The sequence below is a fragment of the Desulfobulbus oligotrophicus genome (genome assembly GCF_016446285.1).
In the GTDB taxonomy this organism is placed as follows: Bacteria; Desulfobacterota; Desulfobulbia; order Desulfobulbales; family Desulfobulbaceae; genus Desulfobulbus; species Desulfobulbus oligotrophicus.
The window spans coordinates 1,784,868-1,805,967 of the sequence record NZ_CP054140.1 but is presented as its reverse complement, the minus strand read 5'-3'; the positions used below and the strand labels follow the sequence as shown (position 1 = coordinate 1,805,967).

The following is a 21,100-nucleotide window of genomic DNA, read 5'->3' as shown; positions in this document are numbered from 1 at the left end:
GTGTTATACCTGACTCAGTGCAGGCGGAAATACCTTTTCAACTCATCGGCAATGACCGGAGCCACTGAATACACTCGGAGCAGATCGTCGCTTGTTCGTCCCGGATAGGTATCGGCGCCGATGATGCAGCTGATCCCCCTGTCAACAAATCGCTCGCGGGCATCACCGGCCAGAATCAGATGGGTGGCCATCATCATGACACTCACCGCACCGGCCTCGCAACAACGATCCACGGTTTGCAGCATAGAACCGCCGGTTCGGATCATGTCGTCACAGATAATGGCATGACGCCCCTTTACCGCTCCGGAGAGCTGACCGACAATGGTCTTGTCAATGTCGTACCGATCCTTGTTGGCAGCAGTATGCGGACAGTCAAGCAGGCCGGCCAACCGTGCCACCCTCTTGGAGAAACCGTAGTCTGGTGAGACCAGAACAATATCGGTCAGCTCCATCCGCCGGATCTTTGCCGCTGCCACCTGCTCTGTCCAGAGGTGGCGGGTGCGAACCTCGCCGGTGTGGGCGTGCATGACCGACTCTGAATGGAGATCGAGAAAGGCGACATAATCCGGCCGTGCCCGGAAAATCTGCCGGGTCCGGGTGATACCTTTGGGAATTTCACCAGATTCGGGTTTGGCCCGCTCCATGGTTGAATACCCCAGGTAGGGAATGACGACATTGACCGACCGGGCATTCCAGTAGCGGGCACCGGCAATCAGATCGATCAGTTCCTGGTGGGCGCTGTCGTCTTCTGTGTTGGCAATGATCACCAGATCACAACCAGCGATATCACAGGGAAAGGCATGGTACAGCTCACCGTCGGCAAAGGTGCGGACGTCCATCTGCGTCACCGGCACCCCCAGCTCCAGACTGACTTTGACAGCCATGTCGGCTGCCGAACGGTTGGAAATGAGAACTATATTTTCTCGTTGCACCACACCCCACCTCCATATGGAACAGCTAGGTCAGAATTTCACGGACAATCGCATCCCCCATGACAGACGTCGATACCGGAGTAACACCGGGGGTGACGATATCCTGCGTCATGATCTCTTTGGCAAGGATTGCAGCAACAGCCTCTTCAATGGCTGTGGCGGCCTGCTCATAACCGAGGCTGTACTTGAGCATCATCGCTCCCGACAGGATCTGTGCAATGGGGTTGGCAACACCCTGGCCGGCGATATCCGGAGCCGATCCACCGGCAGGCTCATACAGGCCGAACCTGGAGCTGTTGAGGCTGGCAGAGGCCAGCATACCCATGGAACCGGTCAGCATGGCCGCCTCGTCGGAGATGATATCGCCAAACATGTTGCCGCAGAGCATGACATCGAACTGATGCGGATCCTTGACCAGCTGCATGGTGGCGTTGTCAATGTAGATGTGGTTGAGTTCAACGTCGGGAAACTCTCCTGCCACCTCTTTCACCACCTCACGCCAGAACACCATACAGGTCAGCACATTGGCCTTGTCAACAGAGGTTACCTTTTTGCGCCGGAGCTGAGCCGCGGCAAAGGCCATGCGGGCGATACGCTCAATCTCAGCGCGAGTGTAGACCTTGGTGTCCCAGGCACGCTCATCCGGGCCGCTGCCCTCGCGCCCTTTTGGTTGACCGAAGTAGATACCGGAGGTCAGCTCACGGACCACTAAGACATCAAAGCCGTTCCCGACAATATCAGGCCGCAACGGACAGGCACCGACCAGCGCCTTGAACACCTTGGCCGGTCGCAGGTTACAAAACAGGTCAAAATGCTTACGCAGCGGCAGCAGAGCAGCCCGTTCCGGCTGTTGCTCCGGCGGCAGATCTTCCCACTTGGGACCGCCCACCGAACCGAAGAGAATCGCCTCACTGGTCTCACACACCTGCAGGGTCGAGGCAGGCAGGGCCTCGCCGTGGTTGTCAATGGCAATACCACCGACATCGGCATGGGTGTAATGTAACGAAAAACCAAACTTCTGCTGTACCGCATCCAGCACCCTGATGGTTTCCGCCATCACCTCCGGTCCGATGCCGTCACCGTCTAAAACTGCAATGTTGTGTGTCATATTCATCCCTGTATGCAAACGAAATAGCCGTTAAAATTTCATGGAAAAGAAACCAATTTCTACCAGATTGCCATCCCTGGTGTCAACCTTGACAAACTAACCGGTGAACGAAGTACACGCAGAAAAACAGCCGCCTGGCTGCCTGCCGGCTCTGCTCAGCCATTGTGTTTCGTGTTTGGCTTCGTCCGGCTGCACGCTCAACCAGAGTGAACAACAGCCAACAGACGTGGTGCTTCGGAAAACGGCAGGGTAAAGCGGATGGTTTCAACAATCTGCCAACCACTGACACCGGCCTCGCTCAGACGTGTCAACGGCTCCTTTCGGGCCAGCATGAGGATAACCCCTGTTGCCGGTGTGACCAGGGGATGGATCAACTGTAAGAAGACACCCGGTTCAGCCACCGCCCGGCTGGTGACATGGGAAAAACGTCCATGCCAGGCCGCAGCATGGGCCTCGACCCGATCGGCAACCACCTCGGCATTGCGCAGCTCCAGCAGGCGGATCAGGTGACGTAAAAAACTCACCCGTTTTTGGCGTGGTTCCACCAGGGTGAAGTGCGCCTCCGGCAGCACACAGGCTAACACCAGCCCGGGAAAACCGGCACCACTGCCCACATCCAGCAGATGCACCGCATCGTCCGTTCGGGTCAGCAGAGGGAGAAGGGCCAGCGAATCAAGAAAATGAATCTCTATGGCCTGTTGTTCGCCGGTGTTGCGGGCGATCAGGTTGATCCGCTGGTTCCACTTCATAAGCTCGTTCAGATATACCTGCAGCCGCTCACAGGCAGCCGGCTCCAGGTTGATACCCAGCTGTGCGGCTCCGTCCAGCAGCAGACGCCGGTTACTTTCGCTCAAGGCGAACAACCACTGAATTGGCGTGGGCTGTCAGCCCTTCAAGCTCGGCCAGCCTTTGGATGTGAACCGCATCGGCCTGCAGTGCCTCCCTGCTGTAGCTGATGAGAGAGCTCTTCTTCAAAAACGTCTCCACACCGAGCGCCGAGGAGATCCGGGCCATCCCCATGGTCGGCAGTACATGGTTCGGACCGGCAACATAATCACCGGCAGCTTCCGGTGTCCAGGAGCCGAGAAAGACAGCACCGGCATGGCGGATCCTAGCAACCCACTGCCAGGGATCAGCAACCTGCAGCTCCAGATGTTCAATGGCAATCTCATTGGCAAGCTCAACAGCCTCGCCCATACTGTCCGCCACCATGATCAGCCCCCGGTCGATCAGGGCTGTCCGGGCAATTTCAGTCCTGGACAGAAGAGGCAGCTGACGCTCCAGCTCCCTGCCCACCGCCTCGGCAAGTGCAGGGCTTGTGGTGATGACCACGGCCAGGGCCTGCGGGTCGTGCTCGGCCTGAGCGAGCATATCAGCGGCAACAAAAGCCGGATCAGCGGTTTCATCGGCAACGATGAGCACCTCGCTGGGCCCGGCGAGCATATCAATGCGCACCCGTCCCATGACCTGCCGCTTGGCCTCGGCCACATACTGATTTCCCGGACCGACAATCACATCAACGCGGGGAATAACATCGGTACCATAGGCCAGGGCGGCGATGGCCCAGGCCGAACCGACCTTATAGATCTCATCAATACCGATCTCCTGGGCTGCCACCAGTAACGCCGGACTCACCCCACCGTCACGACCGGGCGGGGTGACCATCACCCGACGGGCAACACCGGCAATCTGTGCCGGGATACCGTTCATCAGCACCGAGGAAACCAGCGGTGTCGAGCCCTCTTTGCCGCCCGGTACATACAGACCTGCAGAGTCCACCGGTCGAACCAGCCGCCCGGTGATCGTGCCGTCGTCCCGGGTCAACAGCCAGGAATCCTCCATCTCCCGTTCATGAAAATGACGAATCCGCTCAGCAGCAAAGCGAAGTGTCTGATAAAACGCCTCATCCACACGCTCCCGGGCCAGGGCAAGCTCATCGGAACTGACACGCAGGGTCGAGAGCTCTATTGTCGGACAATCAAACCGGCGGCAGTAGTCTAAGACGGCGGCATCTTTTTCCTGCCTGACCCTGGTGAGTATGTCAGCAACTGTCTGTTGGCAGCCATCGTCGGTATCCTCACTGAACCGGTTACAGACCTTCAGCGCAACCTGACGACCTTCTGCGGTCTTCAGAAGAACGGGTGATATCATAAAATGTACCTCATGTAAAAAACGACAGAACCTTGTGGGGAACGATCGGCGCGGGTAGGCCTTTCCTCAACCTGTTCGTTTGTGTTTTATGGAAAGACGACCAGTAAAGACAGCCTGATATGCCCTGCCACCGGACTTGTCAACATCAAAAAGCCGCCACACAGGAGCCATCACCGGTCAACAGCTGCCGGCAATCTTCAAGAAAGACCCGCCATTGTCGGCTGATATCCTGTCCCCGGGCAAGCGACACCTGCACAAAGACCACGGTGTCGCCGGGCCTGACCTGGGCTATCCGCCAAAGGTCAGCGGAGATAACAGTGGCAATACAAGTGTATCCGCCCATGGTCTGTTCGTTGAGCACGATAATCGGCTGGCCATCGGCCGGTACCTGAACATTACCGGCAATGACCGGTTCCGACACAATGCCTGCCGGTGCATCGCTGTCACGCACCACGGCCGGGCCCAGTAAACGGTAGCCCATCCGGTTGCTCTGCGAACTGACAGCAAAAGGTGTACCCCAGAAATCCGCACCATGTTCCTGAAACCAATGATCGTGCGGCCCGGCAATGGCCCGCAGGACTGCTGTCTGTGGATAGATCGGTTCCCAGGGGAGACGTCGGCTCCGGGAAAGCAGCGGCCCGGCTTTCTGGGGCAGGATGTCATCAACCCGGATAACACGACCGTGCAGGCCGCCCAAACGGCCGCCGAGATAGGTTGACCGGCTGCCCATCACCGGCTCAACAGCAAAACCACCGGTAACAGCCAGGTACGACCGACACCCGTCAACAACCCCGCCCAGATCAAGAAAATCACCGGCCCGAACCCGGATGGTCTGCCACTGCCGCTGCAGTATCCCGTTGATCCGCAACTCCATCCGTGCGCCGCACAGGGCGATATCCGCCTCAACCAGCATCTCGAACCCCGGACCCAGCAGTGGTATCTCCAGGGTGGCTGACTCAGCCCTGTTCCCCACCAGCCAGTTCGCCATCCGGTGGGCATAGTCGTCCAGCGCCCCGGCAACCGGCACCCCGAAATGTCTTAGTTGCGGTCGTCCCAGATCCTGCACCGTTGCGGCCAGCCCGGCCCGAACCACGCGCATTGCCGGTCTCACCCCTGCTCCTCCCCGCCAAGTCGGGCAAACTGCTCTGCAGAGATCGGTCGGAAGCAGATCGTATCCCCCGGTTGATAGGGCACAGGCGGTGATCTGTCCGGTGTAAAAAGCCGCCGCGGTGTGCGGCCGATCAACTGCCAGCCGCCGGGCCCGGCCAGTGGGTACACACCGGTCTGTCCACCTGCAATACCGACGGAACCGGCGGGGACCAGCACTCGGGGGGTCTTCAGACGGGGAGTATGAATGCGGGGATCAAGCCCACCCAGATAGCAAAAACCCGGTGTAAATCCGATCGCATAGATACGATAGTACCCTGCACAGTGCAGACGGATCACCTCTTCCACCTCAAGACCGGCCAGAACGGCAACTGCCTCAAGATCCGGCCCGAACACGCCCCCGTAACAAACCGGGATCTCAACAACGTGCGCTTGCGGTACAGGTTCTGTTTCCAGCCGCCTCGCACACCGTCTGAGCAGGTCAATCAGGGCGTGCCAGGTGATCTTTTCCGGATCATAGTACAGTGCCAACGTGCAGTAGGAAGGAACCACCGCTTCAACAGCCGGGTGTTGCGCAGCGGTAAGCAGGGCGGCCAGGCGATGCACCCGGTCATTACATACCGGATCGATACCCTTGCCGAGCTCAACGATCAGCAGGCGATCGCCGCTCACGCGTACCTGGAGTGCTTCCATGCAAAATCACATTGAACGTATGCTCACCCCGGCCGCTTCCAGGTGCTGCCGCATGGCCTGTGCAATCTGCACACTGTTCGGGTTGTCACCGTGCACACAGAGTGTCTGTGCGCTCAGGGAAATCTCGGTTCCGTCAATGGTCTGCACCGCCCCTGCGGTGACCATGCGCACTGCCCGTGCCGCCACCTGTTCAGGGTCATGCAGCACTGCAGCAGGGTGTCGGCGTGGTACAAGGGTGCCCTCGGCAGTATACCCCCGATCCGGAAAGGCCTCAAAAACCGCTGTCACTCCCTCGGCTTCAGTAAGAGCGGCCATGCGGGTATTATCACTGCCACTCAGCAGCACCAGACGTAAACCCGCATCAAGGCGGGCAATGGTTTTGGCCATGGCTCGTACCAACGCCTCATTGCCCACTGCCATATTGTAGAGGGCACCATGTGGTTTGACATGGTGCAATCGACACTGATGAGCTGTACAAAACGCCTGCAGTGCACCGATCTGATAGGTCAGGTACGCATCAATCTCCTCAGGGCTGCAGGCTAAATTCCGACGACCAAATCCCAGGAGATCCGGAAAACCCGGGTGAGCCCCCACGGCAACACCGTGGTCCCGGGCAAGCCTGACTGTTCCGGCCATCACCTGCGGGTCGCCGGCGTGAAAACCGCAGGCAATGTTCACTGATGAGATCAGACCTATGATCTCGCTGTCTTTGCCCAGTGTATAGGCGCCGTAACCCTCGCCCATGTCACAGTTCATATCAACGTGCATGCACCACCTTATCTGAACAAAAGCGAGATCCGCAAGACCGCTCCTAGATCCGGTTCTGCTGGAGAGAACGTATATCTTTCCGCAGCTCTTCAAGTACCTCCTGCAAAAGAGTGACATTTTCTTCCAACATTGCCAGGCGTTTATCCATCTGCAGGGCTGCATGCTCCACCTGCACCACTTCGGTCTGTTGCAAGTCCACAGGCGATGCTTCGGCAGCAAGCAGGTGAACATAGCGTTGTTCTTTCTGACCGGGCCGGCGTGGTACCTGCGCCACTAACTCCAGAGCCTGCAGATGTTCCAGAGCGGCAGCCACCTCCTCCAGGCTTTCAAAAGGGTGGAGTGAAACCGTGCGGGAACGCAGCTCACCCGGTGTCTGCGGTCCGCGCAGAAGAAGCGCACTCAACAGGGCGGCATCTCTGTTGTCAAGATCATGATCCTTAGTAAAGGCCTGCCAGAATTTTGGTACTCTGCCGGCATCACTTTGATAGACAATACGCTGTTCCTTCAGAGCCTGCACCGTCTCAAGCACCGACTGTTCATCTGCATTCATAACCGGCAACCGGTTACTCTTCTGATTACAGGCATTGCGCAAGGCGTTGAGTGAAAGAGGGTAGTATTCCGGGGTGGCCAGTTCCTTCTCTATCAGGCTGCCCAAAACACGAACTTCAAGAATAGTAAGATGAGTGCTCATGACCTGTTGCTGGTTTTGAAATAAAAAGTATGGATGATGTTCCGGTAGATCGACCTGTTGTTCAGGGAAATTACCGTTCCGGTCAGAAAAGTGCCGGTGGTCTTGTGTGTGCAGAGCAGTGGAGTCAGCCATAAACCGCTGTACGATAGATAACCGCCAATACCCCGGGCGACTCTATCCGGCCATAAACAAGGTACCGCTCTGTTAACAGGAGCTGTCTATGATAAAGACAAAACAGGTTCTCACCTCTTCTGTTGTTCCAGCCCCTATCAGACCCGGGGTACACTATCTTTGTTCCCCTGTTACAAGGTCCTTACACGGCGCTGTTGGATGGCTCCGACAACCGGTCGGCCGCATCTTTTTTAACCATCGCAAAGAGCATATCGCAGAGATGCCCTTTATCCGTGTCAGAACGAACGGTCATCAGAAAAACATACCAGACAATAAGGCTCATCGAAAGGAGTTCACCACCGTCTTCTATAACTCCCAGAATAAAACTGACCTTCCAGCCCATATCAATTGCCCCGTGCACCATATCAACACCAACCGCAAAAAAGATCAGCAGCACAACGAGGAGTGCTATATCAAAAAACACCTTTCTACAGACTGAAGAAGCGCTCCTATAGGCAAAGAGCAGAGGTATAAAAAGAACGCCGCCCGCGATCACAGAGGCCGTCAACTCGCCGATATCTTCAAGCCGTAACCCAAAGGGTGGTACAAAAGTAAAATGAGTCGCAAAAAGATTTCCGGCCCACTCATGAATTTGGAAAAAATCATCAACAAGGAAGTATGCAAATAAAGGCATCCATGCACTGTACTGCCACACCTTCTTTTTCCACACCATGAGAAGCAACAGGATAAGGACCCAGCAGTACTTCAGATACTGAAACATCTCGGCATATCCTCTGTCCTCTTCAAGATTGAGGATAATATCAAGAAAAGGACTTCGGAAAAGTGGAAACTTGAGGTTGGCAAAATGTAAACCGATGAACAGTAGATCGCCGACAAAGAGCAAGAGCAAAAAAATCGATGCCCCCTGTTCGTGTAACGGCTGCATATACTTTCTGACATTCATCAAAAAACCCCGCTCAGCATCGAATTGTTTCTCTTTACAACCGTATCCCGACGTTAACAGCAGCCAATATCTGCACCAGCTGGCAGCGGATTAAAAAACAGGGTTTCCCGCTCGCAGTGCTTCTTCCTATTTTTTTACCCTGTCCGTTCTCTCGTAGCCCGGATACAGCCACTGTCTGTAAAAACCTGACAGCATGTGCAGAGATTCCGGACGGCAAGAGGCGATACCTCCCTTCGGAAGGTGAACACCGCCTCCTGCAGGGTGACAGATGTTCAGCGGACCGCCAGCATAATACCGGCACCATTGGGAAGATCAAGCGGCAACCGTTGTATCCTGGTCAGTCCGGCCCGGGACATCATGTCGGCCAGCTCTCCCTCGGTATAGGCCTGTCCCTCCGGTGTACCTATCAGCATGTTCAAGGAAAAAAGGACCGGATGAATCGGTGCAATCCGACTGTTATCAAGAATAAACTCCTGGATCAGCAGCATTCCGCCCGAAGTGAGTGCTGCCGCTGCCTTGGCAACTACAGCGGCACAGACTTCCGGCCCCTCACTATGCAGAAGATGGGAAAGCCAGATCACATCAAAATCGCTGCCTATCGGATCTGTGACAACGTCGCCGCCGACAAAGGTAATGCGATCATCAAGACCATAGCGGGCCACGGTCTGCTCGGCAAAGGGCCGGGTGGTCGGCAGATCGAATATGGTTGCGGTCAACTCCGGATATTGCCGGCAAAAATGGATGGCATAGGTACCTGGACCGCCGGCCAGGTCAAGCAGACGACGCCGGTTACTCAGATCGACCGCTGCCACCACCTCCGGGGCTATCCGAAAGGCCTGGTTGAACATCCCCATGATAAAACTTTCCCGTTCGAGATTGCCGGTATTGCGGGACGACCGGTGACGGACCGGTCCTCCCTGTCGAACAGCCTCATCGAGCCGATTCCAGCCATCCGCTATAAAATGGTGGTGTAAGATAAGGTGTCCCAGATAGTTGGGCGACTGCCGGTCAAGATATTCGCCGGTGAATGGAGTGACACGGAAACGGTTCTCCTCTTTGTGCAGCAGCTCCATGGCAGTCAGGGCATGGAGCAGCATGTCCAGAGCGCGAGTATCAACCTCCAGCAGCCCGGCCAGGTCCTCCGCTGTCATAGGGCTGCGGGTCAGATGACTGAAGACATCGAGTTTCACTCCGGCATGGAGGGTACAGGGTTTCCAGCAACCACTGGCCATCTTGAGAAGTTTTGTCACGGTTATCGTCATCTGACCCTGCTCCTGTACAGTTTAAGCGGATGCAACCCGTCTCTCTTTATCGTCCCTGCCAGTTGGGCTCACGTTTTTCAAAAAACGCTTTGACTCCCTCCTTGGCATCATCAGTCGTGCAGAGACGGGCAAAGGCCTCGTTCATGAGATCGAACTGCCGATCGTAAGGCAGGTCTTCCGAGGCATAGTAGCCGGTTTTTGCAATCTGGACAGCCAGCGGACTCTTTTTGGCCAGGATCTCAGCCCAGGCCATGGCTTCGGTCGCCAGAACATCCTTTGCCACGACCCGGTTCACCAGCCCCAGGGCCAGAGCCTCATCCGCCTTAACCAGGTCGCCATACAACAACAGCTCCAGGGCCTTTTTGCGACCAACACAGCGGGCCACCGGAATAACAGGGCCAACACAGTTGAGGCCGACATTGATTGCTGTTAATCCCATTTTTGTGTTGTCGGCGGCAATGGCCAGATCAGCAGCGGCAACGACGCCCATCCCGTTGGCCACGGCTGCACCATGCACCTGGGCGATGACCGGCTTGTTCATTCTGGAAATAGTGACAAGCGGTTTTTCCATGCGTTCAATCCACTGCCGGTACTCCATGGCAGTCTTCCCTTCCAGCTCATTGACATCAATACCTGCGCAGAACGCCTTTCCCTCACCTTTGATCAGCACCACCCGCACCGCGGCATCATTGTCCATGGCTTCCAGGGCGGCTGCCAGCTCTTCGGCCAGCAGGCTGTTGAAGGTGTTCAGATGTTCCGGACGATTAAGGGTGATGGTACCAACATACCGTTCGCTGACTTCGGTGATCAGATGGGTGTATGCCATGACTACCTCCTGTGATGGTTGAGGGGTGAATGGACCTTCTGGTTCTAACTGTTCAGCGACTATCGGAGCAACGTCTCCGATCATCATATAATCGGTGGTCAATGTAGCCTGGAAAAGGCTGGACTTGCAAGAATTTCCTCCAGAGAAACTGGAAAACACACCTGGTAAGCTGGCTCCACCTGTTTTTTAAAAAATCCGGTCTGCCCGGCGGTGTTGCAGTAGCAGTACACAATACTCAATCACTGTAGCGTCTGCCGGCGAGTGTATTGACAAAGACCTACAGTACAGCAACTTGACGGTGGAAGACAGAGCAATTCCACAATGTAACAGAGTTGAAACAAAAAACTGTCTTGCCTGTGAACATATGCCGTGTCAGGGGAGCAGAGCAGATGGCGGCAAGCTGCCTTTGTCTGCAACAATGGCTCATGACAGGGCATCAGGGGCCTTCGGCAGCATCAAACAGGCCTAAAATATTTCCGCAGACCACCTTGTTGAAATCTTCGGGCGACAGTCCCAGTCGTGTGATCTTGCGCAGTTCATGTCCTGGATCCCCAAAGGGAAAGTCACTGCCAAACAGCAGCTTGTCCGGGCCGTAGTGTTCAAGAAAGTGGCGCATCTCGCCGGTTGTGGCCAGGGCGGAGTCTGCATACACATTGTCCAGTTTCCAGATTCCCGTCTGTTCAAGCGCCCGGTACGAACCGTTGAGTGCCCCGAGGTGCGGAATAATAATCACCGCTTCAGGTGCCAGTTTTCTGATAAAGCGCAGGGTGTTGGCATAACTCTCCTCCAGCACTACCGGCAGTTGTCGTCTGGTAATTTCTGCGAGTATGGCTGCACAGCGGGGATCATCGTAATGGTACTCCGGCTCATCCGTATGACGATGCCATTTGATGCCGCGATAGGGGCGCTGCAACTCCTCAAGTGCAAAATCATTCCAGACAAAAAGATAGGGAAAAATCGACTCTCCCCGGTCGGCCAGGTCAAGAAGGTAGTGATTCGCCGCACAGCGAATCCGGCGCCATTCAGCGGTATCTTCAAAGTGGAAATCGTCACGGTCGTAGATGTCCTCAACCGGTGCAAAGAGGCAGGCATCGGTAATACCGGCCTGATCAAGCAGCGGGGCAATACCCTCAAATGGCAGGTGAGAACACTGTATGCCGCAGTGAATATGACTGTCAATGATCCGGGCTGCATCCATGGTCGACCTCCTTTCACTCATCTCTGCAAAGGGTTTTCCAGGCTGTTTTTGTGTATCCTACCGTGCGGTTGGCAGGGAGCAAAGGGTAAAATGCAGTGGATGCACCCCGCCTCTCCATGTTATTTTTGCATTCATCCTTCCACTGCCACACAGTTGCCGAGTGGACAGGAATTTTTTCACCGGCTGCCACCGCTCGATTCTACAGCAGTACAGTGTATGCAGACCGACGTTACCTGTAATAAAGGTTGAACTGTTCTCGACTTTTCTTCTATAGTCGGTGTTCTGCCCCACCACATTTCGGCATCCTTACAAGTGCCTGCTGTTCACGGAAGTCGACCTGTACTCACGATCACACTACAACTAATCATCCCATGACCGTTTATCTGCTCTCCTGTCTTATCTTTCTCCTTGCCGGTTTAATCCAGGGCCTGACCGGATTTGGCGGCGGCCTGGTCGCCATTCCGCTGCTCTGCCTGATCATGGATGTCAAGGAGGCTGTTCCGCTTTCTATCCTCAGCGGTCTGGCCATCACCACTGTCATGGCCTGGGAACTTCGCCATGCCATGGACCGGCGAAAAATCCTCCCCATGCTTATCGGTTCACTGCCGGGCATTTTTGCCGGTGCCTTCCTGCTGAAAGCGGCGGATCCGCTGCTGATCAACCGGCTGATAGGGGTGTTGTTGATCGCTATCAGCGTCATCAACCTGACCTTTAAGCCACGTCCCATCAACCCGTCAACCCTCTGGGGATATATCGCCGGTTTTTTCTCCGGTACGATCTCGGCCTCCGTGGGTGCCGGCGGTCCACCGGTCATTATCTACACAACCCTGACAGACTGGAAAAAAGACGAGATCAAAGGCGCTTTAACAGGTTTTTTCCTCCTCAACGGCTATGCCACCGCTGCGGTTCATGCCGCCACCGGCATTATCACCCGCATCACATGGTCGGTATTCGCCGCCACCCTGGTGTTCATACTTATCGGCACCTATCTGGGCTCAGCCATCAGTGGTCGCATCAACCGTCGTACCTATCTGCTGGTTGTCTATATACTGCTGATGGGGCTCGGTATCCTCATGCTGATACGGTGATGTCGTTCATACCAGGAAAACCGGCCACACTCGCCGCCTTTCCACCAGCAGCACAGACTAGAGCAGCCGGATTGTATAAAAAATCAACCAACAGGATCTATCAGGCTGTTGAAAAACTCATAAACAACGGGACATGTAAAACAATACCGTGTATTATTCAACCAATTGGAATAACTGACAAACAGGTGGAAATATGCGCGGTCCTGACATTCAGCAACAGAAATTGTTCAGCTATCTCTCCCCCGAATCCCGGGTTCCACAAACGCATCCCCTGCGCCCCATCCGAATCATGGCTGATAAAGCGCTGAAGGAACTCTCTCCCCTGTTTTCCGGGAGCTCTACTCACGAACAGGACGTCCATCGATTCCGCCCGAGCAACTGCTTCGCTCCCTGCTGCTGCAAATTCTCTATTCGATCCGTAGCGAGCGGATGTTGGTGGAACAGCTTGATTACAATCTTCTTTTCCGCTGGTTTGTCGGTCTGTCCATGGATGAAACGATTTGGGATCACTCCGTCTATTCCAAAAACAGGGAGCGCATTCTGCACAGTGATCTTGCGGTGATGTTCTTGCGATCCATCTGTTCCCAAGCCGAGGCAGCCGGACTCCTGTCCGGCGACCATTTCACTGTTGACGGCACGTTGATCGAAACGTGGGCATCGCTGAAGAGCTTTCGGCCCAAAGATGAGGAGCCTCCGGTCTCTACCGGCGGCAACCGCAATCCGGCAGTGGATTTCCACGGGAAGAAGCGCCGCAATGACACGCACGCATCAGTCACCGATCCAGAATCCCGGCTGTTCAGAAAAGGAAAAGGCAAGGAGGCCAAGCTCTGCTTCATGGGGCATGTGCTGATGGAAAATCGGAACGGTTTGGTCGTCGATACTCGCCTGACCCAGGCAACCGGGACGGCGGAGCGCGAGGCCGCCCTTTCCATGGCTTCCGATATTCCAGGTGTCCATCGGGTCACCATCGGCGCGGACAAAGGGTATGACTGCAAGGAGTTCGTCGATGACCTGCGCAGCCTGACTGTCACGCCACATGTAGCGCAAAAAGCCAAAGGTTCGGCTATCGATGGCCGGACCACCCGTCATCAAGGCTATGCTGTGAGCCGGAAAAAACGCAAACGGGTGGAAGAGATATTTGGCTGGATGAAAACCGTCGCCTGGTTACGCAAAGCCAGGTACAAAGGTGTGGAAAAGATTGACTGGCTGTTCACGCTCTCAGCGGCAGCCTACAACATGGTCCGCATGCGCAATCTGGGGATAGTTGCCTCCGGGTAGGAGGGAAAACCCTATCAGAACGGCTTGAAGTGCCTCGGAAGATGAAAACCGGCAACGCATCATGACAAACAAACGGCCAAGGGCCTCTGCAAAAGAGCTATCGAAGGGCAAATAAACAACCCTTGTCTCGTATTTTCCTGTTTTTCAACAGCCTGCTAGTGTGCCAGAACCTCTCTGATCTTGCCGGCAAGGACCTGTACGGTGAACGGCTTCTGGATAAAATGCATGCCCTCATCCAGCACACCGTGATAGGCGATTACATCGGCGGTATACCCGGACATGAACACGCAACGCAGCCCTGGAATCAGGGTTTGCAAACGCTCGGCCAGCAGACGACCGTTCATCTTCGGCATGATCACATCCGTCAGCATCAGGTGGATCGTTCCAGAGTACTCATGAACGCACCGGATGGCCTCCACCGGGCCAGGCATCGGTAGAACCGTATAGCCAAGGCTCTCCAGCATGGTGGTGGTGACTTCAAGAATCATGGGCTCATCTTCAACCACCAGCACGGTTTCATTACCAGTGGTGACAGCAACCTGATTGACGGCATCTTCAACAGGCTGACCTGCACAGGCTTCATGACAGGGCAGGTAAATCTGCAGCGCTGTTCCCTGTCCGGGCTCGCTCTCAACGGTGATCAACCCCTTGTTCTGCTGAACAATACCGTACACCATCGCCAGTCCGAGACCGGTTCCCTTGCCGATCTCCTTGGTGGTATAAAAGGGCTCAAACAGGTGGGACAACGCGGCCGCATCCATACCGTACCCATCATCACTGACGGATAACATGATGTAGGCACCCGGAACAGCCTCGCAATGATTGCCGTCCTGCTGCTGATCAATGGTAACCGTTTTCGTCTCAATGGTGACTGTACCTGTATCGCGGATAGCGTCACGGGCATTGACACAGAGATTGATCAGGATCTGATCAAGCTGCGAGGGATCAATACGCACCTGCCCGACATTGCCCGGTTGCCAGACCAGATGAATATCTTCACCGATGAGCCGCTCCAGCATCTGCAACATCCCGGCTACAGTTGTGTTGATATCAAGCACCTTTGGTGCAATCGGCTGTCTTCGGGCAAAGGCTAAAAGCTGCCGTGTCAGATCGGCAGAACGTTCCGCCGCGGTCCGGATGTGCTGCAGGTTACTGAAAAGTGGGTGTTGTGCAGATAACTTGCCCATTGCCAGTTCACAGTGCCCGAGAATGGCGCTGAGCATGTTGTTAAAATCATGGGCAACCCCACCTGCCAATCGTCCCACTGACTCCATCTTCTGAGCCTGAATCAACTGTTCCTGCAGTCGTTCCCGCTCCGCCTCCGCCTGTTTACGGGCACTGATCTCATTAAACAGCACGGCTGCCTTGCCCTGAGTAATCTGAAAGACATGTACTTCAAAAGCTCTGTCAATCCGACCATCAGCCTTCAACACGTACTCACCCTGCCAGGTTTCGCCGGAACGGGCCACCTTGCGGTAGTGATCGGGACAATCAGTGCCGCGAAGGATGGGAAAGATCTCTTCCATGGTCATGCCGAAATACTGACTGCTGTTTATCCCGATGATTCGATCCGCCGCCGGATTGGCTCCAAAAAGGACAAACCCCTCATCTGCATTTAACCGGTAGAGATGGATACCTATCGGTGATGCCTGGACAATGTTACGGAAGGTGGCCTCACTCTCCCGCAGAGCTGCTTCGGTCTGAATAATATCCGTGATATCGATGGTATACCCGCCAAGGAGTCTTCGTTCTCCTTGAACAATGGGAAACTTGATAGTCGAGTATGTTCGCTCTTTCCACACATCTGTCGACTGCATGGTTTTTCGCAGAGAAATGACCTGCCAGTTTTCCGCCGTGATCTGATCTGCCAGCGGAGGTTCAAAAAGCTCGGTCATGGTTTTTCCCGGTATGTCGGCAAGAGGGATTCCCAGCAGATCCTGAAAGTTGTCGCTGGCCTTGAGACACCGGCTTTCCGTGGGGCTCACCTCATTGATGTAGGCATAAATCGGTGAATTTCTGATAAACTGTGCCAGCAGTCCGCTGTCAGCCAGCATGGTCTCGCCGGCCCGCCTGGCCGGGGTTATATCGGCATGAACACCGAAAAGCCACATCGGCTTGCCGCTGCCGTCGCGGGTGAAGATCCGGGCACGATCCAGGATCCACACCCAGTGCCCGTCTTTATGACGCATCCGATATTCACAGTCATAGGCAGGTGCCCGTCCCTCCACATAGGCGGACAGAGCCTCTCGAACACGATCAGCATCATCGGGATGGACTATCCTTTCCCAGGAAGGATGGTCCATCGGTAGCAGTTCCTCAAGCTCATAGCCGATCAGTTCTGCCCAGAGCGGACTGAACACGGTTTCATCGGTTTGCACATTCCATTCCCAGAACCCGAGCCGTAAGCCGTCAAGAACAAAGTTCAGACGACCCTGTTCACGTTGCAGGGCCTGTTCAGCCAACTCACGGTACCGGACCTCACTTTCTGTCAGCGTTTCTCCACTTTTCTCCGGCTCAGGTCTCTGTTGACGCACGATCGGCAGCAGCGATCGGTTTCGAAGGAAAAACAGAGCCAGTACCAAACCAAGGCTTCCGAAACCTATCAGAAAAGACGAGAGCGAAAACCTGTCAAAAAGGGATGGCTCCGACCATTTTCTATCGATATGCACCAGCTCCTCCGAGGTGAGCAAAGCAAACCCTGTCTCAACTGTGCTGAGCACCCCGGTGTTACCTTTGCGCACGGCGCGATGAAATGCACCGGCAGTCAGCGGTGCCGACACCTTGAAATCGTTCTGCAGGCCGTACTTATGCAGGTAATAGAGAAGCGGCGGACCATCACCGACAAAGACATTGATCTTGTGATCTTTAGCTGCCTGAACTATTTTCCCATACCCGTCAAACAACACCAGGTTGTTGACATCGTGGTCGCGTAAGAGGTTAACGGCAGCATCGTCCTGTTTCAGAGCAACGGCAAATCCCTGGAGCGATTCAACGGTGGTGATGGTACGTATCTCCGGGGTAAAACAGGCGACTACGTCTATACGGGCATGGGCCTGACCAAGGTCATACCAGGTCTTCTGTTCCTTGGTTGTAAAAACAGTATCCAGAACATCGTACTCGCCTGCCTGTATACCTTTAAGGGCAGCCTGCCGGTCCACTGCAACTATTTCCACCCGGACACCGGTCTTGTCCTGCCACAACCGCCACTGATCAACCAGTATGCCTGCAACCTGCCCGTTGCTGTTGACAAAGCTGTAAGGAGGATAGTTGTTGTCCATGACCACTCTCAGCCCATGTTGTGCCGGGTCACCGGCAATGGAGGCAGAGAGCGGCGACTGCAGAAACAGCATCAGCATCAGGAAGATGCACAACACAAACATCTGCACTGCTGCAGATCGTATCGCTAAAAAAAGGCACATAGACTGCCTCTCCTTTAACATGATCTCTTTAAAAAGAATCACCTTGAGCTGCATGGCGACCAGGTCATAAACTGCCGGCAGCAGACGTGATACGCTCAGGCTAAAAAAACACATACGTGACAACACTTGCTGCAAATCCCGGCAACGATAAAGACCAGTGCAATAAAATTCTTTACAGGATCTGGTAACTGCTCTTTATTATAAGCCATCTCCAGGCACGGCCAACAAGAAAAAAAGACGAGAAAACAGTATGGGACATCTTGCAGGCAAAGATCTGTATCGCCGTCTGGGTGCGCGCCTTGACCAGGCACCGATCCGTACCCCGTGGACACCTGTTTTTGCACAACTGCTGCGTTCGCTCTACACACCGGCTGAGGCTGAACTGATCATCCGTCTCCCTTACCGGCCTGCCACCCTTGGCCGTATCGCCGCCATCACCGGAACAGATGAGCGTGCCCTGCAAAAGATACTGGAGGCGCTCTGCAAAAAAGGACTGGTGCTCGATATCTGGGACGGTCACGAGTACCGCTACCTGGTCAGCCCCCTGGTGATCGGATTTTTTGAATTCACCATGATGCGTACCGGCCCTGATCTGCCCAGAGAACAGTGGGCCGAGCTGTTTCAGGCGTACATGTTTGGAGATACCGCCTTTGTTGCCGCCAACTTCGGCGACCAGCAACAGATCTCCATCATGCGCTCCCTACCCCATGAGGCTGCCCTTGACGAGTATGTTGAGATCCTTGATTATGAGAAGGCTTCGGCCATTATCGATGAGCAGAACGAATTTTCCCTGGGCCTTTGTTCCTGTCGCCATGAAAAACACCATCTCGGCCATGCACCCTGCCGGACACCGATGGCAACCTGCACCTCCATGGGGTCTGGCGCTGCGTTCATGATCAGAAACGGTTTTGCCAGAGCCATCGACAAGAGTGAGATGCGGGAAATTCTGGCACGATCACAGGAACAGGGGTTGACCCTGTCCACAGACAATGTACGCCGGGATATCGGTTTTATCTGCCACTGCTGCGGCTGTTGCTGCAACCTGCTGCAGGGCGTGCGAGAAACCGGTTACCCGGGTATTCTGGTGACATCAAGCTGCATTGCTGCAGTGGACAGTGACACCTGCACCGGTTGTGGTCTATGCGCCAAGGCCTGCCCGGTGGAGGCCATCGACCTGATTGAATCTGCAGAGACGACTGCCGCATCCGCTCCCAGACGAAAGGCACACATCAGGTCCATCTGCCTGGGCTGTGGTGTGTGTGCCCTGCGCTGTCCCACCGGTGCTCTCCGTCTCCACCCACGGCCCCAGCAGGTCCTGCATCCGGAGGACACCTTTGAACGGGTCATCCTCCAGGCCCTGGAACGTGACACACTGCAGACTCTGCTTTTCGACAATCCGAACAGTCGATCACAGGCCTTCATGCGTGCCCTGGTCGGCGGCTTCCTCCGGCTCTCTCCGGTCAAACGTGCTCTGCTCAGCGATCGTCTCCGTTCACGTTTTTTAACGGTCCTGCGGCGGGCAGCAGCCTAGGATGAACTCCTGATACCGATATTCAGGCACCTTACCCGCCATGACGATGGAACCAGCGTTCCACCTCCTGGGCAGTAAACGTTTTCAGTACCGGACGACCATGGGGACAATGCGAAAAGATCGTCCCCTCTTCCATTTGGGCCAGCAACTTGAGCATCTCTACAGGCTGGAGCCGGTTACCCGCCTTGATTGCCGCCTTACAGGCCATGGAGGCCAGCAGCTCATCAATTGCCGGCGGCACCGGTCGGCCATCCTCCTGCCGCATGGGTCCACGCAGGGCATCAAGGATTTCCCGCAGCAGTCCCTGCGGCTCAATATGGCTGGTTAAAGCCGGCACTGCCTTGACAAGCCAGGTGGTCCCGCCAAAGTGCTCCACCGCTACCCCAAGGGCAGCAACCTCATCCACATGCTCCTCCAGAGTCTCTGCCTGCACAGGGGTTAACTCAATAGTCACCGGAAACAGCAGGCTCTGTTGCGGGACACGTGCTGCCAGAAACTCCTGTAACAACTTCCCGTAGAGTAGCCGTTCATGGGCAGCGTGCTGATCGATCACTATAAACCGGCCGTCTTTTTCACAGAGAAGATAGAGCGAAAACAGCTGCCCGATGAGCGTGAGCCCTCCATAGCTACCCGTTGGTTCAGAGCTGATCTGTACTGTCTCCTGCGCAGCAGTTTCGCTGGTCTGATGCTCTACCCTTGCCTGTGGCGGCGAAACGGCAAGACATGGGGCAGTACCCGGCTCGGCGGTGGTGAGCTGTGAAAATGACGGCAACAGGATATTGATAGATTCCGAACGCTCAACAGCCTCTTGATCCGACGATGGACCCGGACGGCTAAACAGACTGGTGCGCAGTTGCTGCTGATAGTCATTCATCGCACGGCGCACCTGACCGGCAACCATGCCATGGACAACATTTGCCTGACGAAAACGGACCTCCCGTTTGGCAGGATGAACGTTCACGTCAACCTGGTCAGGTGCAATGGTAAGCAACAAAACTCCGGCCGGTCGATACCCTTTCATCAGAAAGCCCTGCAGACCTTCATTGACAGCATGACGAAGCATGCCATCCTGCACGGGTCGGCCGTTCACCAGAAGTCGGAGCTGGGCACGGCCGGCAGGGGCTGTCTCAGGCAGCAACAGGTAGCCCTCCACCGCCATGGTGCTCTCTGCATCAGCCGGCTGCGGGGGTATCGGCAACAGCGGTCCCTGGTACTGAAAGATCTCACGTACTCGCAGCTCCACATCGGTATCCGGCAGGAGATTGAGTACGGTTCGACCTTCAATCTTCAACGTAAAGCCGACATGCTGATGTGCCAGGGCCAGATTGCGCACCACCTCTTCAACATGATACATTTCAGTGCGCACAGACTTGAGAAACTTCCTGCGAGCCGGCACATTCCCAAACAGATGTCGCACTTCAACTGTCGTGCCCCGGGGACATCCATCCTGGTGAACACTCCGCAGGACACCATGGCGGATCTCGGCTCTGGTCCCCAGCTCCTGGTCCTGCTGCCGGGAAAGAATGACCATCCATGAGACCGATGCAATACTCGGCAGGGCCTCACCCCGAAAACCCAGGGTGGACAGAGCGCTCAACTGCTTCTCATCGCGGATCTTGGAGGTGGCATGACGCTCAATACACAACAGGACATCATCGCTGCCCATGCCGTCACCGTCATCGGTGACTCGCAGAAAACCTCCCGACTGCCTCACCTCAATATCAACAAAGGCGGCATTGGCATCCAGGCTGTTTTCCACCAGTTCTTTGATCACCGAAGCCGGTCGCTCCACCACCTCACCGGCTGCGATCTGATTGGCTATATGATCTGCAAGAATTCGTATGTGTGACAAGGGCTACAACCATTCGTTTTGCTTTAGCGATGCTGAAATACTCAAATCATGGTAACAACTGCAAGAAAGTGTCGACCCTGACCTGTGGCCGAGCAACGGCCACAGACCGGATCGTATCGAG

General features: G+C 55.3%; 16 protein-coding genes and 1 pseudogene. 3 read left to right on the top strand and 14 right to left on the bottom strand.

The genetic code is table 11. From position 1 onward, the window contains the following. Nucleotides 1-14: 14 nt before the first annotated feature. The 12 genes from prs to HP555_RS08110 form a co-directional block, all read right to left on the bottom strand. Nucleotides 15-932: a ribose-phosphate diphosphokinase gene (gene prs / locus HP555_RS08165; protein ID WP_233249112.1), complete on the bottom strand. Its 918-nt coding sequence runs from the start codon at nt 930-932 to the stop codon at nt 15-17. Nucleotides 933-957: 25 nt separating this feature from the next. After that, nucleotides 958-2,040, bottom strand: coding sequence for a 3-isopropylmalate dehydrogenase (leuB, locus tag HP555_RS08160; RefSeq protein WP_199261398.1), 1,083 nt, complete (start codon nt 2,038-2,040; stop codon nt 958-960). Nucleotides 2,041-2,237: 197 nt separating this feature from the next. Next, entirely contained in the window at nt 2,238-2,894 is a 657-nt protein-coding gene (gene rsmG, locus HP555_RS08155) for a 16S rRNA (guanine(527)-N(7))-methyltransferase RsmG (protein ID WP_199261396.1), read from the bottom strand. Next, nucleotides 2,881-4,191, bottom strand: a complete 1,311-nt coding sequence (gene hisD / locus HP555_RS08150) for a histidinol dehydrogenase (protein WP_199261394.1) — start codon at nt 4,189-4,191, stop codon at nt 2,881-2,883. Before hisD ends, rsmG begins: the two co-directional genes overlap by 14 nt. A 145-nt stretch (nt 4,192-4,336) precedes the next feature. Next, nucleotides 4,337-5,290 (bottom strand): 5-oxoprolinase subunit C family protein, encoded by a 954-nt coding sequence (locus HP555_RS08145; protein ID WP_199261392.1) that lies wholly within the window; start codon nt 5,288-5,290, stop codon nt 4,337-4,339. A gap of 8 nt (nt 5,291-5,298) precedes the next feature. Next, on the bottom strand, nt 5,299-5,991 hold the full coding sequence (gene pxpB / locus HP555_RS08140) for a 5-oxoprolinase subunit PxpB (protein ID WP_199261390.1): 693 nt from the start codon (nt 5,989-5,991) through the stop codon (nt 5,299-5,301). Nucleotides 5,992-5,997: 6 nt separating this feature from the next. Continuing rightward, nucleotides 5,998-6,759: a LamB/YcsF family protein gene (locus HP555_RS08135; RefSeq protein ID WP_199261382.1), complete on the bottom strand. Its 762-nt coding sequence runs from the start codon at nt 6,757-6,759 to the stop codon at nt 5,998-6,000. 43 nt (nt 6,760-6,802) lie between these two features. Then, nucleotides 6,803-7,450: a DUF480 domain-containing protein gene (locus HP555_RS08130; RefSeq protein ID WP_199261380.1), complete on the bottom strand. Its 648-nt coding sequence runs from the start codon at nt 7,448-7,450 to the stop codon at nt 6,803-6,805. Between the two features lie 313 nt (nt 7,451-7,763). Then, nucleotides 7,764-8,507 (bottom strand): hypothetical protein, encoded by a 744-nt coding sequence (locus tag HP555_RS08125; RefSeq protein WP_199261378.1) that lies wholly within the window; start codon nt 8,505-8,507, stop codon nt 7,764-7,766. 290 nt (nt 8,508-8,797) lie between these two features. After that, nucleotides 8,798-9,787: a methyltransferase gene (locus tag HP555_RS08120; RefSeq protein WP_199261376.1), complete on the bottom strand. Its 990-nt coding sequence runs from the start codon at nt 9,785-9,787 to the stop codon at nt 8,798-8,800. A gap of 46 nt (nt 9,788-9,833) precedes the next feature. Next, nucleotides 9,834-10,613, bottom strand: coding sequence for an enoyl-CoA hydratase/isomerase family protein (locus HP555_RS08115; protein ID WP_199261374.1), 780 nt, complete (start codon nt 10,611-10,613; stop codon nt 9,834-9,836). A gap of 436 nt (nt 10,614-11,049) precedes the next feature. After that, nucleotides 11,050-11,811 (bottom strand): amidohydrolase family protein, encoded by a 762-nt coding sequence (locus HP555_RS08110; RefSeq protein ID WP_199261372.1) that lies wholly within the window; start codon nt 11,809-11,811, stop codon nt 11,050-11,052. Between the two features lie 371 nt (nt 11,812-12,182). Here HP555_RS08110 and HP555_RS08105 point away from each other — a divergent pair, with 371 nt between their 5' ends. Both HP555_RS08105 and HP555_RS08100 read left to right on the top strand, forming a co-directional pair. Next, nucleotides 12,183-12,899 carry a sulfite exporter TauE/SafE family protein gene (locus HP555_RS08105; RefSeq protein WP_199261370.1) on the top strand — a complete coding sequence of 239 codons (717 nt, stop codon included), beginning with the start codon at nt 12,183-12,185 and terminating at the stop codon, nt 12,897-12,899. Nucleotides 12,900-13,092: 193 nt separating this feature from the next. After that, nucleotides 13,093-14,177 (top strand): annotated as a pseudogene (locus tag HP555_RS08100) (IS5 family transposase). Between the two features lie 155 nt (nt 14,178-14,332). Here the strand turns inward: HP555_RS08100 and HP555_RS08095 are convergent. Then, nucleotides 14,333-17,710: a PAS domain-containing protein gene (locus HP555_RS08095; RefSeq protein WP_199261369.1), complete on the bottom strand. Its 3,378-nt coding sequence runs from the start codon at nt 17,708-17,710 to the stop codon at nt 14,333-14,335. Between the two features lie 136 nt (nt 17,711-17,846). Here HP555_RS08095 and HP555_RS08090 point away from each other — a divergent pair, with 136 nt between their 5' ends. Further along, entirely contained in the window at nt 17,847-19,127 is a 1,281-nt protein-coding gene (locus HP555_RS08090) for an ATP-binding protein (RefSeq protein ID WP_199261367.1), read from the top strand. 31 nt (nt 19,128-19,158) lie between these two features. Here the strand turns inward: HP555_RS08090 and mutL are convergent, their stop codons facing one another. Next, the gene (gene mutL / locus HP555_RS08085) at nt 19,159-20,979 is read right to left on the bottom strand and encodes a DNA mismatch repair endonuclease MutL (protein ID WP_199261365.1); all 1,821 of its coding nucleotides are present in this window, start codon (nt 20,977-20,979) and stop codon (nt 19,159-19,161) included. Nucleotides 20,980-21,100 lie beyond the last annotated feature (121 nt).

Excerpts from the sequence above, each read along its gene's own strand:
- leuB (WP_199261398.1), bottom strand. The coding sequence starts at position 2,040 with ATGACACACAACATTGCAGTTTTAGACGGTGACGGCATCGGACCGGAG.
- hisD (WP_199261394.1), bottom strand. The coding sequence starts at position 4,191 with ATGATATCACCCGTTCTTCTGAAGACCGCAGAAGGTCGTCAGGTTGCG.
- HP555_RS08145 (WP_199261392.1), bottom strand. The coding sequence starts at position 5,290 with ATGCGCGTGGTTCGGGCCGGGCTGGCCGCAACGGTGCAGGATCTGGGA.
- pxpB (WP_199261390.1), bottom strand. The coding sequence starts at position 5,991 with ATGGAAGCACTCCAGGTACGCGTGAGCGGCGATCGCCTGCTGATCGTT.
- HP555_RS08135 (WP_199261382.1), bottom strand. The coding sequence starts at position 6,759 with ATGCACGTTGATATGAACTGTGACATGGGCGAGGGTTACGGCGCCTAT.
- HP555_RS08130 (WP_199261380.1), bottom strand. The coding sequence starts at position 7,450 with ATGAGCACTCATCTTACTATTCTTGAAGTTCGTGTTTTGGGCAGCCTG.
- HP555_RS08125 (WP_199261378.1), bottom strand. The coding sequence starts at position 8,507 with ATGCAGCCGTTACACGAACAGGGGGCATCGATTTTTTTGCTCTTGCTC.
- HP555_RS08120 (WP_199261376.1), bottom strand. The coding sequence starts at position 9,787 with ATGACGATAACCGTGACAAAACTTCTCAAGATGGCCAGTGGTTGCTGG.
- HP555_RS08115 (WP_199261374.1), bottom strand. The coding sequence starts at position 10,613 with ATGGCATACACCCATCTGATCACCGAAGTCAGCGAACGGTATGTTGGT.
- HP555_RS08110 (WP_199261372.1), bottom strand. The coding sequence starts at position 11,811 with ATGGATGCAGCCCGGATCATTGACAGTCATATTCACTGCGGCATACAG.
- HP555_RS08105 (WP_199261370.1), top strand. The coding sequence starts at position 12,183 with ATGACCGTTTATCTGCTCTCCTGTCTTATCTTTCTCCTTGCCGGTTTA.
- HP555_RS08095 (WP_199261369.1), bottom strand. The coding sequence starts at position 17,710 with ATGTGTTTTTTTAGCCTGAGCGTATCACGTCTGCTGCCGGCAGTTTAT.
- HP555_RS08090 (WP_199261367.1), top strand. The coding sequence starts at position 17,847 with ATGGGACATCTTGCAGGCAAAGATCTGTATCGCCGTCTGGGTGCGCGC.